16 protein-coding genes are annotated in these 13,746 nt (G+C 69.5%); 8 read left to right on the forward strand and 8 right to left on the reverse strand.

Annotated elements, in window-relative coordinates; genetic code table 11:
• Positions 1–6: 6 nt before the first annotated feature.
• Together AB4Y74_RS15105 and AB4Y74_RS15110 are read right to left on the reverse strand one after the other, a co-directional pair.
• On the reverse strand, positions 7–753 hold the full coding sequence (locus AB4Y74_RS15105) for an SDR family oxidoreductase (protein WP_441799880.1): 747 nt from the start codon (positions 751–753) through the stop codon (positions 7–9).
• Positions 750–1,217: a hypothetical protein gene (locus AB4Y74_RS15110; protein ID WP_441799881.1), complete on the reverse strand. Its 468-nt coding sequence runs from the start codon at positions 1,215–1,217 to the stop codon at positions 750–752. Before AB4Y74_RS15110 ends, AB4Y74_RS15105 begins: the two co-directional genes overlap by 4 nt.
• A 78-nt stretch (positions 1,218–1,295) precedes the next feature.
• On the opposite strand from AB4Y74_RS15110, the gene sigJ reads away from it, so the two are divergent.
• Both sigJ and AB4Y74_RS15120 read left to right on the forward strand, forming a co-directional pair.
• Positions 1,296–2,189, forward strand: coding sequence for an RNA polymerase sigma factor SigJ (gene sigJ, locus AB4Y74_RS15115; protein WP_441799882.1), 894 nt, complete (start codon positions 1,296–1,298; stop codon positions 2,187–2,189).
• Between the two features lie 111 nt (positions 2,190–2,300).
• A complete protein-coding gene (locus tag AB4Y74_RS15120; protein ID WP_441799883.1) occupies positions 2,301–3,743 on the forward strand; it encodes an MFS transporter in 1,443 nt (480 codons plus the stop codon).
• A gap of 252 nt (positions 3,744–3,995) precedes the next feature.
• On the opposite strand, the gene AB4Y74_RS15125 is transcribed toward AB4Y74_RS15120, so the two are convergent.
• Positions 3,996–4,727, reverse strand: a complete 732-nt coding sequence (locus tag AB4Y74_RS15125; protein ID WP_441799884.1) for a MarR family winged helix-turn-helix transcriptional regulator — start codon at positions 4,725–4,727, stop codon at positions 3,996–3,998.
• Positions 4,728–4,782: 55 nt separating this feature from the next.
• Between AB4Y74_RS15125 and AB4Y74_RS15130 the strand changes: the two genes are divergently transcribed.
• Both AB4Y74_RS15130 and idi read left to right on the forward strand, forming a co-directional pair.
• Entirely contained in the window at positions 4,783–5,748 is a 966-nt protein-coding gene (locus AB4Y74_RS15130) for a hypothetical protein (RefSeq protein WP_441799885.1), read from the forward strand.
• Positions 5,745–6,296: an isopentenyl-diphosphate Delta-isomerase gene (gene idi / locus AB4Y74_RS15135; protein ID WP_441799886.1), complete on the forward strand. Its 552-nt coding sequence runs from the start codon at positions 5,745–5,747 to the stop codon at positions 6,294–6,296. Before AB4Y74_RS15130 ends, idi begins: the two co-directional genes overlap by 4 nt.
• Before the next feature lie 87 nt (positions 6,297–6,383).
• Here the strand turns inward: idi and AB4Y74_RS15140 are convergent, their stop codons facing one another.
• From AB4Y74_RS15140 to dcd, 3 genes are read right to left on the reverse strand one after another with little or no spacing between them, the layout of a single operon-like run.
• Positions 6,384–7,130 (reverse strand): glycoside hydrolase family 16 protein, encoded by a 747-nt coding sequence (locus AB4Y74_RS15140; protein ID WP_441799887.1) that lies wholly within the window; start codon positions 7,128–7,130, stop codon positions 6,384–6,386.
• Positions 7,131–7,140: 10 nt separating this feature from the next.
• Positions 7,141–7,668, reverse strand: a complete 528-nt coding sequence (locus AB4Y74_RS15145; RefSeq protein WP_441799888.1) for a hypothetical protein — start codon at positions 7,666–7,668, stop codon at positions 7,141–7,143.
• Positions 7,669–7,696: 28 nt separating this feature from the next.
• The gene (dcd, locus tag AB4Y74_RS15150; RefSeq protein WP_441799889.1) at positions 7,697–8,299 is read right to left on the reverse strand and encodes a dCTP deaminase; all 603 of its coding nucleotides are present in this window, start codon (positions 8,297–8,299) and stop codon (positions 7,697–7,699) included.
• A gap of 66 nt (positions 8,300–8,365) precedes the next feature.
• Here dcd and AB4Y74_RS15155 point away from each other — a divergent pair, with 66 nt between their 5' ends.
• Positions 8,366–8,662 (forward strand): DUF2277 domain-containing protein, encoded by a 297-nt coding sequence (locus tag AB4Y74_RS15155; RefSeq protein ID WP_441799890.1) that lies wholly within the window; start codon positions 8,366–8,368, stop codon positions 8,660–8,662.
• A gap of 60 nt (positions 8,663–8,722) precedes the next feature.
• Here the strand turns inward: AB4Y74_RS15155 and AB4Y74_RS15160 are convergent, their stop codons facing one another.
• Positions 8,723–9,874 (reverse strand): peptidoglycan-binding domain-containing protein, encoded by a 1,152-nt coding sequence (locus tag AB4Y74_RS15160; RefSeq protein WP_441799891.1) that lies wholly within the window; start codon positions 9,872–9,874, stop codon positions 8,723–8,725.
• Between the two features lie 21 nt (positions 9,875–9,895).
• On the reverse strand, positions 9,896–10,423 hold the full coding sequence (locus AB4Y74_RS15165) for a DUF1269 domain-containing protein (RefSeq protein ID WP_441799892.1): 528 nt from the start codon (positions 10,421–10,423) through the stop codon (positions 9,896–9,898).
• 300 nt (positions 10,424–10,723) lie between these two features.
• Here AB4Y74_RS15165 and AB4Y74_RS15170 point away from each other — a divergent pair, with 300 nt between their 5' ends.
• From AB4Y74_RS15170 to AB4Y74_RS15180, 3 genes are read left to right on the forward strand one after another with little or no spacing between them, the layout of a single operon-like run.
• Positions 10,724–11,272: a hypothetical protein gene (locus AB4Y74_RS15170; protein ID WP_441799893.1), complete on the forward strand. Its 549-nt coding sequence runs from the start codon at positions 10,724–10,726 to the stop codon at positions 11,270–11,272.
• 5 nt (positions 11,273–11,277) lie between these two features.
• The gene (locus AB4Y74_RS15175) at positions 11,278–12,402 is read left to right on the forward strand and encodes a DUF4331 family protein (RefSeq protein WP_441799894.1); all 1,125 of its coding nucleotides are present in this window, start codon (positions 11,278–11,280) and stop codon (positions 12,400–12,402) included.
• Entirely contained in the window at positions 12,402–13,742 is a 1,341-nt protein-coding gene (locus tag AB4Y74_RS15180; RefSeq protein ID WP_441799895.1) for a Dyp-type peroxidase, read from the forward strand. Before AB4Y74_RS15175 ends, AB4Y74_RS15180 begins: the two co-directional genes overlap by 1 nt.
• Positions 13,743–13,746 lie beyond the last annotated feature (4 nt).

Consider the following 13,746-nt stretch of genomic DNA (forward strand, 5'->3'; position numbering starts at 1 on the left):
ACAGCGTCAGGAGGTCGTCGCGGCGAGCCACTCGTCGAACGGCTGCACGCCGAGCCGCGCCTGCGGACCGCCGAGCAGCGTCCCGTCGCGCAGCGCCTTACCCCACCGGCCAGGGAGCGCAACCGTGAGGACCCGCCCGTGGTCGCCCTGTGCCGCGAGGTAGCGGCGGACGAGGGAGGGCATGTCCTCGACCCGTGGGCCGGCCAGGTCGCGCTCGATCCCGCGCGGCGCGCCGACCGCGATCTCCGCGAGCGCTGCGCCGACTTCCGCGGCAGCGACCGGCTGCGAGGTCATGGCAGGGACGATGCGCAGCCTCCCCGGCGCGCTGCGTACGGCCAGTTGCGCGGCGAATTCGTGGAACTGCGTCGCCCGCAGCAGCGTCCATCCTGTCCCCGACTCCTGCACCAGCCGCTCCTGCAGCGCCTTGCCCGCGTAATAGGCGGACGGCGCCTCGGCCGCGCCGACGATCGACAGGGCGACGTGGTGCCCGACACCCGCTTCCCGCTCGGCGGCAAGCAGAGTGCGCGTGACGCCGCCGAAGAACGCCTTCGACCGCTTGGCGCCGAGCGCCTGCACCGACGTCACGTCGATGACCGCAGTGCAGTCGCGCAGCGCCTCCGTCACACCGGCGCCCCGCTCGAGGTCCACCCCCGTGGCGCGACTCAGGACGACCGCCTCGTGCCCGGACGCGGCGAGCGCCGCGACAACGTGCCGACCGACGACACCGGTGCCTCCCGCCACCGCAACCCTCATCGCACGACCCCCGAACGATCGGCGGCGCGCGCCGACGGCTCCTGTAGCGGCTCCTGAGGCGTGCGCGCGCGCGACGGAAGCAGGAGCGCCAGCCCCAGCAGCGCGCTCAGCCCGAGCGAGACGAGAGTGCCCACCCGGTCCCCGACCGAGCCCTCCAGGTGGGATGCGTGATAACCGAAGTGCAGCACCCCAAACACCGCCCAGGCGAGTCCGACGATCCTCCCGGGCTGGGCGGATCGGGACAGGGCCGCGCCGAGGCTGGCGGCACCGAGCCCGAGGTAGAGGGCACCGACGTCGCGGATCAGGTGTTGGTTGAAGGGTCCGTCCACGTCGATCCAGTGCATCCCCAGACCGGGGAAGGAACTGTAGAAGGCGTCCGGGGCGAAGAACGCCCACCCGCCCACGAAGGCGCCGAGCGCCACGCCGAGCCCGAGCAGGGTGCGCCGCAGAGGTGTGTTGTCCATGCCTCTCCGACGACGCAGCGAGGCGGAATGTGAGGTGGGGCTCGCATTCCGGGTGCCCGATTCGTCTTAATGGGTGTGATGGATGAATCCTCGATCGAAGTGGACCACGCCGTGGTGGCGGAGCGCCGCCACCTGCTGTCGCTCGCCTACCGCATGCTCGGCACGGTCGCCGAGGCCGAGGATGCGGTTCAGGAGACGTACGCACGCTGGTACCGGCTCACTCCGACGTCGCGCGACGCCATCGCCAACCCGGCCGGGTGGCTGACCCGGGTAGCGGGGCGGGTGTGCCTGGATGTGCTCGGCTCGGCACGCGTACGACGTGAGCGGTACGTGGGACCGTGGCTGCCCGAACCGGTCCCGTCGGACACGTTCACGACCGCGATCCCCGCCGACCCGCTCGACCGGGTCACCCTCGACGACTCGGTCAGCACGGCACTCCTGCTGGTGCTGGAGGCGATGACGCCCGCCGAGCGGGTCGCCTTCGTGCTCCACGACGTCTTCGGCCTGCCGTTCGACGAGATCGCCGAGGCGGTGGGCCGTTCGCCCGCCGCCTGCCGCCAGCTGGCCGCATCCGCTCGCCGACGAGTGCGGGAGGGGCGCGAGCGCGACGTCCCCCGCGCCGAGCACGACAGGGTGGTGCGCGCGTTCGCGGAGGCGGCTGCGGGCGGAGACCTCGGCGCCCTGGTGGCCGTCCTCGATCCGGAGGTCGAGCTCACCTCGGACGGGGGCGGGGTGGTGAGCGCCGCGCGCCGACCGGTCCTAGGCGCGGACAGTGTCGCCCGCTTCCTCCTCGGCCTGACCGCCAAGTACCCGGATGTCGCAGTCGTGCCGCGCGAGACCGGAGACGGGCTCGGCTTCCTGATGGTCGACGACGGCCAGGTGACCGGGGTCATGACCTTCAGCGTGCGGGACGGCGCCGTCTCCGGCATCCGCATGGTCCGCAACCCGGAGAAGCTGACGCTCTGGGGGTGATCCGCGACCGCTGCCGGCCGCGTCGTTCATCTGCCGCGTCGTTGCTCTGCCGCGTCGTTGCTCTGCCGCGTCGTTCACCGGGCGTTGGGTGCCCGGCCCTACGCTGTCCCCATGACCACCGATCTGCCCGGTCGCGGCATGGGCGACGATGCCCTGGTGACGACCGCCAGCCCGCTCTTCGCCGACAGCGCGACGGACCGCCGCATCCCCACCCGCTGGGTGGTGGCGTGGGCGTCCTGGGACTGGGGCGGCGCCGCGTTCAACGCGGTCATCACGACGTTCGTCTTCACCGTGTACCTGACGAGCAGCCTGTTCGTGAACCCGTCGGTCGTCGCCGCGAAGAACGCCGAATCGGGCACCTCCGGCCCCGCACACACCGCCTACGACGCGGCGGTCGCGGTGCTGTCGAGTGGTTTGGCGTGGGGCGTCGGCATCGCAGGGATCGTCGTGGCGCTCATCGCGCCGGTGCTCGGTCAGCGGACCGACGGCTCAGGGCGGCGCAAACTGTGGCTCGGCGTCAACACGGGCGTCGTGGTCGTGGTGACCGCGCTCATGTTCTTCGTCGTGGGCGAGCCCGCGTACTTCCTCCTCGGGGTCGCCCTCGTCGCGATCGGGACCGTGTTCTACGAGATCGCGACGGTCAACTACAACGCGATGCTGGTGCAGGTCTCCACCCCGAAGACGGTGGGACGCGTCAGCGGCTTCGGGTGGGGCGCCGGCTACCTGGGTGGCATCGTGCTGCTGCTCATCGTGTACTTCGGAATCGTCACGAGCAACGACGACGGCACGGGCGGCTTGCTGCACGTCCCGACCGCTGACGGGCTGAACATCCGCATCATCGCGCTGATCGCCGCGTTGTGGACCCTCGTCTTCTCACTACCGGTGCTCTTCGTGGTGCCGGAGATCCCGCCGAACGCCCGCACGCCGCGCGTCGGCTTCTTCGCGTCGTATGCGGTCCTCGTCCGCGACATCGGCCGGCTGTGGAAGGAGAGCCGCAACACGGTGCTCTTCCTCATCGCGTCGGCACTGTTCCGCGACGGACTGGTGGGCGTGTTCACGTTCGGCGGCATCCTCGCGCAGGGCACCTTCGGCTTCACCAGCGGACAGGTGATCATCTTCGCGATCGCGGCCAACGTGGTCGCCGGTGTCAGCACCCTCCTCTCCGGGAGGCTGGACGACCGTTTCGGCCCGAAGGCGGTCATCGTGACGTCGCTGGTCGGCCTCATCATCGCCGGGCTGGCCGTGTTCTTCACCCACAACCTGGGAGCCGCGGCGTTCTGGGTCGGCGGACTGGTGCTCTGCCTGTTCGTCGGGCCGGCGCAGTCCGCGAGCCGCACGTTCCTGGCGCGCGTGACGCCCGCCGGACGCGAGGGTGAGGTGTTCGGGCTCTACGCGACGACCGGTCGCGCGGTGTCGTTCCTCGCGCCGACGCTCTTCGCGGTGTTCGTCGCGGTCGGCGGGGCCCAGTTCTGGGGCATCCTGGCGATCGTCCTGGTGCTGGCGATCGGGCTGGGGCTGCTGCTCCCGGTTCGGGCGCCGCGCCGCACCGCCTGAGGTTCGTTCGGCTTCGGGTCGTCGTCTGTTCCTGTGACGATTTGCGCCAAATCGTCACTCCGGCGACGCGCGCCGCGGTTTCCTCGCGATGATTTGCGCCAATTCGCGGTTCTGACGCGCTCTTTCCCACGATTTCCGCCAAATCTTCTGGGGTGCGGACGGCGACTCATCGCGATTCGTGCCGAATTGGCGTTATGGCGCGGGGATACCGCACATTCGGCACGAATGTGCGGTAGAGCGAGGGCAGCGGGATCAGACGGGGTCGGCGGGGTCCGGGGTGGGGCGGGGCCAGGCGCGCACGAAGCGGTCGAAGAGGTCGGCGAAGGTACGCGCCTCCTCGGGCGTGAAGGCCGAGAGGGCGGTCTCGACGGCGGAACGGCGGTGGGTGCGGAGCTCCTCGAGCTGCGCACGGCCGGCGGTGGTCAGCTGGATGAGCGCGCGGCGCGCATCGGACGGGTCGGGGATGCGACGCACCAGCCCACGCTCGACCCCCTCCTGCACCAGGCGGCTGGCGCGCGGCTGGTCGACCCCGATCGCGGCGGCGACGCCGCTGACGGAGAGGCTGCGACCGTCCGCATCGGCTGCCTCCAGCGCCTCCAGCATGCGGACGCGCGCGAAGCGTCCGAGCGATCCGTCACGACCACGACGGCCGGGGCCGGGGCGCGCCGAGTCGCCGAACGGCATCCCGTTGGGCTGAGCGCTCCAGTCGACGCGACCTGACGCATCCCGAACCGAGTCGCCCTCCGTCGGCGTCGCGCGGGCGTCACCCCCCGGGCGACCGGGCCCCCAGGGGCCGGCCCCGAAAGGACCGCCGCCCCAATGCTCGCCGTGGTGTCCGTGTCCGTGGCCGTGCTGCATCCCGTCGGCCCAGGGCGGGCGCCGACGGGACTGGTCGCGCCGCACGGCGAGGAGTGCGTGTTCGACCATCGCCACGATGTCCGCTTCTGGCGGAACTGCGGATTCGTCTTGACGATCGTCGTTCATGCATGTAAGTATACATTTACTTGTAACAGTACATACAAACGGAAGGAGAGCCGCGATGACGAACATCGACGACTCAGCACAGACGCCGCCCGGATACTGGTTCGGCGTGATCGAAGGACGACTGCACGAGCGGATGCGCGAGGCACTCGCCGACCTCGGGCTGCGCCGCGGAGGCTGGCGCATCCTCCACACTCTGGCGGACGGCCCAGCAACCGCCGAGGAGCTGGCCGAGCGCCTGCCCCACGGCGACGGCGGCCAGGGCGCGGGACGCCAGCCCGGTCACGACCGCCGCAACGCGTTCACTGACGGACACCGTCGCGGCGCGCACCCGGGCTGGCGCAGCCAGGAGCCCCGCGACGAGCAGCCGAGCCCGCGGGAGGGCGAGCGTCCGCGTCCCGACGCGCACGAGCACCCCCACGCCGACACTCACGGGCACTCCCCTGAGGGTCGCGAGCACGACGACGCACACGGACACCACCACGGCGGACCGGGTGGCTTCGAGCAGGTGTTCGAACGCGGGTACGTCCGCGGGTTCGACCGCGGCTTCGCCTTCGGCGTAGTGCGCGGCGGTCACCCGGTCGGTCCGTTCGGCGGCCACGGCTACGGACCCTTCCCCGGCGGACACGCCTACGGCGCTTTTCCCGGACGCCCGTTCCCGGGCGGGTACGGCTACGGCCCCTTCCCCGGCGGTGACGCCGGCAATCGCGGCCACCGCGGCAATCGCGGCCAGCGCGGCCCCCGCGGCCACCGGCGCGGGCACCGCGTCCTCGCCGAGTTCGTCGAGCGCGGCTGGGTCTGGTTCGACGGCGACCGCGCGACGCTGACCGACGAAGGCCGGGCCGCACACGATCGTGCGTTCGAGCGCGTTCAGACGGTCCGCGCCGCACTCGCCAGCGGCATCTCCGAGGGCGACTACGCCGTGACGATGGCGACGCTGGAGGCGATGGCCCGCAACCTCGGCTGGCGTCCCGCCGGGCAGCAGGAGTCGCCCTCAGACGGCGCGCCTAGTATGGACGCATGACGCCACCCCGCGAAGAGGTCGTGCTGCTCGCCGAGGACGGCACCCCCATCGGAACGGCGGACAAGGCGACGGTCCACACGACGGACACTCCGCTCCACCTCGCCTTCTCCTGCCACCTCTTCGACGGGGAGGGACGCATCCTCGTCACCCGCCGGGCACTGAGCAAGGCGACGTGGCCCGGGGTCTGGACGAACTCGTTCTGCGGGCACCCGGGCCCGGGCGAGGCCATCGACGATGCCGTGCGCCGGCGCGCGGCGGACGAGCTCGGCGCCCGGATCGACAACCTGACACCGGTTCTTCCGGACTTCCGCTACCGCGCCGTCGACGCGGCCGGGATTGTCGAGTACGAGGTCTGCCCGGTGTACACCGCAACCGTCGTCGGCGAGCTCGACCCATCGCCGGGCGAGGTCGTCGAATGGACTTGGGCCGACCCGCGAGCCCTGCTCTCCTCCGTGGAGGCGACTCCGTGGGCATTCAGCCCCTGGCTGACCCTCCAGCTCCCCGCGCTCTACGCCGACGACAGTCTCGAAGCTTCGGGTCAGCTGTGAGTCGGACTCACTATTTTCCACCTGTGTAATTGACTGTGGATAACTCTTCCGACGTATGCCGGGAGGGGTATCCGCTCGCCCGGCGAGTCAGTTCGCCCAGACCCGATCGACCGCGAGGGTCGGGACGAAGGCACGCTCGGGATCCCGTGCGTCCGGCCACTCCGGAAAGTCGAACACCGCGAGCATGAGCTGCAGCGGATACTGCGGCGGCGCGTCCAGCATCCGGACCACCCGCCCGTCGACGCGGAAGGTCGCCTGGTCGCCGTCCCAGTGCGCTTCGTAGGCGTGCGGCTCTGTGGCGTCGATCGCCAGCGGAACCTGCTCGAAGTCTTCAACCAGACGAGGGTCGCGGAAGGCGTGGAATCCCATCCCGACGAGCGCCTGGCCATCGTGGAGGTCGCGGCCGAACACCTCCATCACGCACAACTCGCCACTGCGTTGTGGCGCGTCCTCGAAACCGACCAGCCACAGGGACGCCATCGATCGAGCGCTGAGGTAGAGGGATGCGCGCATCCCGACGGTGCCCCGGTCGACCAGGCAGCCGCGGAACTCCTCCTGCGCCTCTCGGACAAGGACGCCCTCCCGGTACGGCTGCTGCCCGACCGTCGAGCCGACCGGCCCCGAGAAGTTGCCGGTCTGCACCCCGGACACCCGCAACGGCGGCTCGTGGTCGCCCGCGCACCACAGCCCCTGCTCCGGCGGGATGCTCAACTCGAGCCGGGAGTCGTCGATCAGGTACGTCGCGCGCGTTTCGGCGAGCGAACTCCACCCGGGAAGGTAGTGCGGAAGCCAGACCGCGCGGTCGAGCTCCGGGGCGTCGAAGTCGTCGAACACCGCGGGCTTCTCACCCCGTGCGGGTGGCGTCGATGTGCTGCTCCAGCCACCAGGTGCGGCCCTCATCATCGGATACCCAGCCGTCCCACTCGAACGACTCGTCCGTGATGTTGGAGAAGTTCCAGCGGATGGGGCGTCCGTCGGTCTGGGTGCCGTCCTGCCGGATCCCGTCGCGCCGGTACGGGGTCGCGACGAGGGTGCAGAAATCGCCGGCTTCGGCACCGAACCAGCTGACCCGCCACGCACCCAGCGTCGTGTCGTAGACGCGGACTGTCGACCCGCGCCCGCGCACACCCTCCGGGTCGGTCTCGTCCCGGATGACCAGGACGTCCTGCACGGCGCGGCCGCCGAGCGTGTATGCGAAGATCCACTCGTTCACCGACTCACTCCAGGTGCCGGTCGCCTCGTCGACGAGCCGGACCTCCGCCGTCCAGCTACCGACAAGCCGGCCGAACAGCTGCATCCTCTGCGGGTTGTGCTCCATCGGACCGGTGCTGATCAGGGCCCGCGCGAACGCCTGGTCGGTGGTCTCGCTCATGGTGCCCCTCTCGGTCGGACGGCTCGGCTCAGGCGGGGCGACCCGCTTCTGTGGTGGAGACGTCGGTGCGGTGGAAGTTCAGGTACGAACGGGATGCCGTCGGGCCACGCTGCCCTTGGTAGCGAGAGGAGTACTCCGCCGATCCGTACGGCCGCTCGGCCGCCGACGACAGTCGGAAGAAGCACATCTGACCGATCTTCATTCCCGGCCACAGCTTGATCGGCAGCGTCGCAACGTTGCTGAGTTCCAGGGTCACGTGACCGGAGAACCCCGGGTCGATGAATCCGGCGGTGGAGTGGGTGAGCAGTCCCAGCCGGCCGAGCGAGCTCTTGCCCTCGAGTCGCGCGGCGACGTCGTCCGGCAGGCTGACCAACTCGAAGGTCGACCCGAGCACGAACTCGCCCGGGTGCAGGATAAACGGCTGGTCCGCATCCACCTCGACGAACCGCGTCAGTTCCGGCTGGTCTTCCGCCGGGTCGATGAACGGGTACTTGTGGTTGTCGAAGAGCCGGAAGAACCGGTCGAGCCGCACATCGACGCTCGACGGCTGGACCATCTCGGGCTCGAACGGCTCCAGCGCGATCCGCCCGGAGCCCAGCTCGGCCTTGATGTCACGATCGGAGAGAAGCACGCGCCCAGCCTATCGGTGGGCTGTCGGGGGTGCGCCACCCCGCCCTGCGGTAATACCGTCAGTGTCATGTGCCGCAACATCCGCTGCCTTCACAACTTCGAACCGCCGACCACGAACGACGAGGTGCGGGAGGCCGCCCTCCAGTTCGTCCGCAAGGTCAGCGGATCCACCCACCCGTCCCGGGCGAACGCCGCCGCGTTCGAGCAGGCGATCGACGAGATCGCCGACGCCACCCGGCGGATGCTCGACCAGCTGGTCACCAACGCACCACCGAAGAGCCGCGAGCTCGAGGCGGTCAAGGGCCGCGAGCGGCACGAGAAGCGCATGGAGCGGGAGGTTCGAATCCGCACGGCGTCGGTGTGACCTCAACCGCGCACCGGGTTCGGGCGCCGACTGCCTGGGGAGCGGGATCGAGGCGCTTCTTCAAGTGGACGGGGCCGGTGTTGGGCTGGGAGCGACGGGTGGCTGCTTGGCCTGCGAGATCGCTTTCTCGAAGGCGGCAAGGGTGGCCGCGTCCACCGTTCCTGTCGGCGAGACGCCCAGGTGCGTCTGGAACGCCTTCAGTGCTTCCGTGAGTGCGGGCGTCCATTGTCCGTCGACGGGTCCGTCCCAGAAGCCGGCAAGCTTGAGCGTCTGCTGGAGCGCGGCGGTCGTTGCCGCGCTCTCCTTGGCAGCAGCGCCGCCGAGTCCGACCAGTTTCGCGTCCAGTGCGGCGGTGGTCGCCTTGTCCATCGCGCCGGTGACAGGCAGACCGCTCGCCTTTTGGAGTTCCTGGACCGCTGCAACGGTCTGCGGACCGTACACCCCGTCGATCGCTCCCTGGTAGTAACCGGCGGTCGTCAGGCCCTGCTGCAGCGTCGCCACATACGTGCTGACGGCAGCCTCGGCCTCCTGTGCCTTCTCGTCGGGAACGCAGCCGGCATCGGCGAAAAGCCGCAGCCAGGAGAACTCGAGCGCGACAGCGGCGCTGTTGAACTGCTCGGACGCGGCTGCGAGCGTGGTCTGGTCGGTGATCGCGGCCTGTGCGGAGGAGAACTCGGAGTCGGCCTGCTTCACCCGGTCGACAGTGGCGCTGGGGACAAGTGGCGTCGCCGTTGCGTGGGGCGTCGCTGTGACGGTCGGAGACCCGGATGGCCCGGCCTTGGCCTGCTCCAGCGCTGCTCGAGCGTCGGTGAGCTCGTTCTGGGCCGTCACCCAGTCTTTGTGGGCCTGAACGGCCGCTTCTGCGTCGTCGAAGGCGGCGTCTCGCGGCTTGGCGAGATCGGCGCCCGCATCCTTCACATCTCCGACGGTCGGGGCGGTCTGGGTGAGGACGTCACCGTACCGGTCGAGTGCCTGGATGTAGGTCTTACTCGATCGGCAGAACGTGTCGGAGGCGGTCGTCGCCGCAGCCTTGGCCTCGTTGGCCGCCTTCTCCTTCGTGGACACCTGTGCCTGGGCACGGTCCACCGCGCTGAGGTCGCCCGAGCAGCCGACCAGAGCGGCCGTCACAAGAGCGAGGGCGGCCGCGGCAGCGACTGCGGCCGCTCGAACCCGCGGACCAGTCCCGCGGCCGGGCCTCCTGAGGTCGTCCATCACGCCACGTTGCGCGCGTCGCTATTCGGCGGCGTCCTGCACTTCGTTGTCGAGCTTCTCGTCATCGACGGCGATCTCCTTGCGGGTGACGCCTGTCGCGTGGCTGAGCAGACTCTGAATCTGATCGGCGTCCGCCGGGGAGACCACGACGACGATTCCCGCGCTCCCCGCATGCAGCGTCTCGCTGATGGCTTTGAGATCCTCGGCCGACGACTTCTTGGAGATGTGCCCTGCCAGCGCGCCGATACCCGCGCCGGCGCCACCTCCGAGCAGCAAGGCGCCACCCAACGCCACCGCAGGGAACAACGCGACGACGAGCCCGCCGGCCAACCCGATGGCGAGCCCCTTCCGCCCACCGTGGTGCTTATCCCCGTCCTCGCGCTTCGGGATTTCGACGTTGCCCTCCTTATCGCGTCTCACCACCGCCGCATCGAATGAAGCGTGCTTCCCCGCCTCCTTGAAGTGCGCATGCAGGGCATCGAAATCCGCCACCGCTTCCTCTTCGCTCGCGTACTGGGCAGCGAGCGCCACATACGGCTGATCAGCCATGGTCGTTCTCCTTAAAACCAGCCGGACCGCCGGCCGTCTCCGTCGCTGCGATGGTCGCCGCAGCCACCCGCACCGTAGTTCCGAAGTGTCGCGCCGCACTAGAGACCAATTCAGACGGCCCGAAGCTGGCGCTGAACGCTCTCGCCCATGCGGATGTCCCGGCTCCTGCAGAATCCCCTGTGGCTCCCTCTAGCCGAGCCGGTCGCCGCGGGTGCATCATGCGGCCACCGGGACAGACAAGGCAGTGCACTGTCCCGACATCGAACTCCGGGGGAGCGCTGCAGATAACAGGAGCAACACATGGCCGCTTCCGAATCGGAGTCCCAGGAGCCGGGCAGAAGCGTTGGCCCCACGAGCGAGTTCAGCCTGTTCTTCCGGGTGAAGCCGGGCGAGAGCGAGTCGCTTCGTACCGCGCTGGAAGACCTGCAGCAGACGGAGGGATACCGACCAGGCGACTACGGGATGGCCGTATCCACCATCCACGAGGCGCGGTTCGTGCTGTTCGACGACGACACACGGCTGGCTTTCATCACCAGTTTCGACGGCCCCTGGGACGCCTACATGGACGACTTCTTCAACTCCGGTCCAACGCTCGCCCTGTTCGACCTCGTCTTCCGCCACACCGAGGGCTATGACGGCCTCCCCGATCTGGCCACGGAGAAGGCGTTCATCCTCGGTGCTCAGCAGCGCGCAGCGGCCTACGCCCGCAACTACCCGGGAACGGTGAAGGAGATCCGGAAGGCTCAGCGGGTGAACGCGGCGTTCCAGCGCGTCCTGGATCATCCGGACGCCGGGGCCGCGCTCGAACATCCGGCCCTGCAACCCCTGCTCGACGAGGCCGGGGACTGACGGGGATGTCCGATCACATCTCCGGGCCGCGGGCACTGGGCAACCCGATCGCTGACATCACCGACGTCTACGCGTTCCCCAGCCCCGAACGCCCGGGGCGACTGGTCTTGATCATGAACACCCTGCCCTTCGCGAAGGTGTCCAACGCCTTCTCCGAGGGACTCGTCTACCGCTTCCGGGTGCGTCCGCTGGGCGTCGCCGACGACGGCGCTGTACCTCTCGTGCCCGGCGAGCGGGAGTTTCGGTTCGACTGCGTGTTCTCGCCGCCCGACCGGTCGGCCGGCGATTCGTTCAGCCAGGAGGGCAGCGTCACCACCCCGGCAGGCGATGTGGTGCCGTTTGTCGTGAACGACGAGAACGGTGGGTCCGGAGGCGGGGTTCGCGTGTTCGCCGGCCCGCGGTGGGATCCGTTCATCCTCGATGCGCCCGCCGCGCTCAAGACCGTCGCCACCGGCCGGCTCGCCTTCACCGACCCGGGCGCGATCTTCCTCGACGGTAAGAACGTGCTCGGCCTGGTGCTGGAGATCGAGACGGCTCTCCTGGGGGATGCGACGCTTGTCGGCGTGATCGCGGAGACCCTCACCCGGGGCGTGTTCAACGTACGCATCGAGCGCGTGGGGCGCCCGGAGGTGAAGAACCTGCTCCTCGGACCCAAGCAGTTCGATCAGGTCAATCGTGATCTCGAGATCCGCGACCTGTACAACATGGAGGACGGCTTCCACCTTGAGGACGGCTACGCCGGCGCCTACCGGGCTCGGCTGAACGCCAACCTCGCCTTCTGGGACGGGCTGGACGACGCGGTCGACTGGCCACTCGACGGCGGCACCCATCCCCTGACCGAGCTGGTGCTCGCCGACTACCTCGTCGTGGACGTCACGAAGCCTTACCAGGAGCACGGCTCCTTCCTCGAGATCGAACTCTCCACACGGGAGGGCCGGTCCCACGAGACCGCGGGGGGCCGCGCTGTCAACGACGACATGATGGACACGTTCTTCACGACCTTCATCAACGCCGGCAACGGTCCCACCATCCGCGACGGAGTGGACGCGTCCTCCCGCCCGGCATCGATGGCCTTCCCGTATCTCTCGCCCCCGAACCCGGAGCCACCGGAACCGCCGGAGCATCACTGATGGCCGACACGACGGACATCGCGCTCGAACTCGACGACATCCAGAGCGGTGCACTTCACGAGCGGCCCTCCCCGTACGTCGGCACGTACCTGTTGCTGCGCGTCGACGACCGCGCCGCCGGCAGAGAACTCGTCCGCCGGCTCGTGCCGCTGGTGGACGCAGGAGTGCCGTCGAACGATCCACGACAGGACGCCTGGATCACGGTCGCCTTCACTTACTACGGGCTCGAGGCGCTCGGCGTTCCTCAGGAGTCCCTTGACACTTTCGCACCCGAGTTTCGCGAGGGGATGGCGGCACGTGCGGCTCACCTGGGAGACGTAGGAGAGAGCAGCCCCGAGAATTGGGAGAAGCCGCTCGGCACAGCCGATGTCCATATCGCCATCGCCGTGCTCGCACCAGACCTCGATCATCTGCAGTCTGTCGTCGAGAAGGCGCGACGCGCACACCAGGAACTGCCCGGCATCGCCGTCGTCTGGCGGCAGGACTGCTATCAACTGCCGACCGGACGCACCTCCTTCGGCTTCAAGGACGGCATCGGGCAGCCCACCGTGGAGGGCAGCGGCCGACCATCGGCCAATCCGCTCGAGGCCCCCCTCAAGGCGGGCGAGATCGTCCTCGGTTACCCGGACGAGACGGGCGAATTGCCGCCGATGCCGAGCCCGGACGTCCTCGGCCGGAACGGGACGTACGTGGTCTTCCGGAAGCTGCGCACCAAGGTGGCGGCCTACCGTCAGTACCTCCGCTCGCGGGCCTCGAACCGCGCGGACGAGGCGCTGCTCGGCGCGAAGATGGTCGGACGCTGGCAGGGAGGAGCGCCCCTCGCCCTCTCCCCGGATCACGACGACGAGCAGCTCGGCGCAGACCCGTCACGCCACAACCACTTCACCTACGGGGACGATCCGCGCGGCTTCAAATGCCCCGTGGGCGCCCATGCCCGCCGCGCGAACCCGCGCGACGCTCTCGACGGTGACGGCAGCGTGGATGTCCGCCTCCATCGGATGATCCGGCGAGGCACGAGCTATGGGCCCGAGCTGCCGGAGGGTGTGCTCGAGGATGACGGAGCGGACCGCGGCATCATCTTCGTGTTCGCGGGTGCGCACATCAAGAGACAGTTCGAGTTCGTGAAGACCCAGTGGCTGAACGACGGCATCTTCATCGGGGCGCCGAATGAGGCGGACCCGATCGTCGGCTCGCCGCGCGGTTCCAGCGACTTCACCATCCCGAATCGCCCCATTCGCCGGCGGCTCACGGACATCCCTCCGTTCGTGGTCACACGCGGTGGCGAGTACTGCTTCGCGCCCAGCCTGTCCGCGATGCGGTGGCTGGCCGACCTTTCCTGACCCG

The organism is Leifsonia sp. RAF41 (genome assembly GCF_052114085.1).
Taxonomy (GTDB): Bacteria; Actinomycetota; Actinomycetes; order Actinomycetales; family Microbacteriaceae; genus Leifsonia.

Excerpts from the sequence above, each read along its gene's own strand:
- AB4Y74_RS15105 (WP_441799880.1), bottom strand. The coding sequence starts at position 753 with ATGAGGGTTGCGGTGGCGGGAGGCACCGGTGTCGTCGGTCGGCACGTT.
- AB4Y74_RS15110 (WP_441799881.1), bottom strand. The coding sequence starts at position 1,217 with ATGGACAACACACCTCTGCGGCGCACCCTGCTCGGGCTCGGCGTGGCG.
- sigJ (WP_441799882.1), top strand. The coding sequence starts at position 1,296 with ATGGATGAATCCTCGATCGAAGTGGACCACGCCGTGGTGGCGGAGCGC.
- AB4Y74_RS15120 (WP_441799883.1), top strand. The coding sequence starts at position 2,301 with ATGACCACCGATCTGCCCGGTCGCGGCATGGGCGACGATGCCCTGGTG.
- AB4Y74_RS15125 (WP_441799884.1), bottom strand. The coding sequence starts at position 4,727 with ATGAACGACGATCGTCAAGACGAATCCGCAGTTCCGCCAGAAGCGGAC.
- AB4Y74_RS15130 (WP_441799885.1), top strand. The coding sequence starts at position 4,783 with ATGACGAACATCGACGACTCAGCACAGACGCCGCCCGGATACTGGTTC.
- idi (WP_441799886.1), top strand. The coding sequence starts at position 5,745 with ATGACGCCACCCCGCGAAGAGGTCGTGCTGCTCGCCGAGGACGGCACC.
- AB4Y74_RS15145 (WP_441799888.1), bottom strand. The coding sequence starts at position 7,668 with ATGAGCGAGACCACCGACCAGGCGTTCGCGCGGGCCCTGATCAGCACC.
- AB4Y74_RS15155 (WP_441799890.1), top strand. The coding sequence starts at position 8,366 with ATGTGCCGCAACATCCGCTGCCTTCACAACTTCGAACCGCCGACCACG.
- AB4Y74_RS15160 (WP_441799891.1), bottom strand. The coding sequence starts at position 9,874 with ATGGACGACCTCAGGAGGCCCGGCCGCGGGACTGGTCCGCGGGTTCGA.
- AB4Y74_RS15165 (WP_441799892.1), bottom strand. The coding sequence starts at position 10,423 with ATGGCTGATCAGCCGTATGTGGCGCTCGCTGCCCAGTACGCGAGCGAA.
- AB4Y74_RS15170 (WP_441799893.1), top strand. The coding sequence starts at position 10,724 with ATGGCCGCTTCCGAATCGGAGTCCCAGGAGCCGGGCAGAAGCGTTGGC.
- AB4Y74_RS15175 (WP_441799894.1), top strand. The coding sequence starts at position 11,278 with ATGTCCGATCACATCTCCGGGCCGCGGGCACTGGGCAACCCGATCGCT.
- AB4Y74_RS15180 (WP_441799895.1), top strand. The coding sequence starts at position 12,402 with ATGGCCGACACGACGGACATCGCGCTCGAACTCGACGACATCCAGAGC.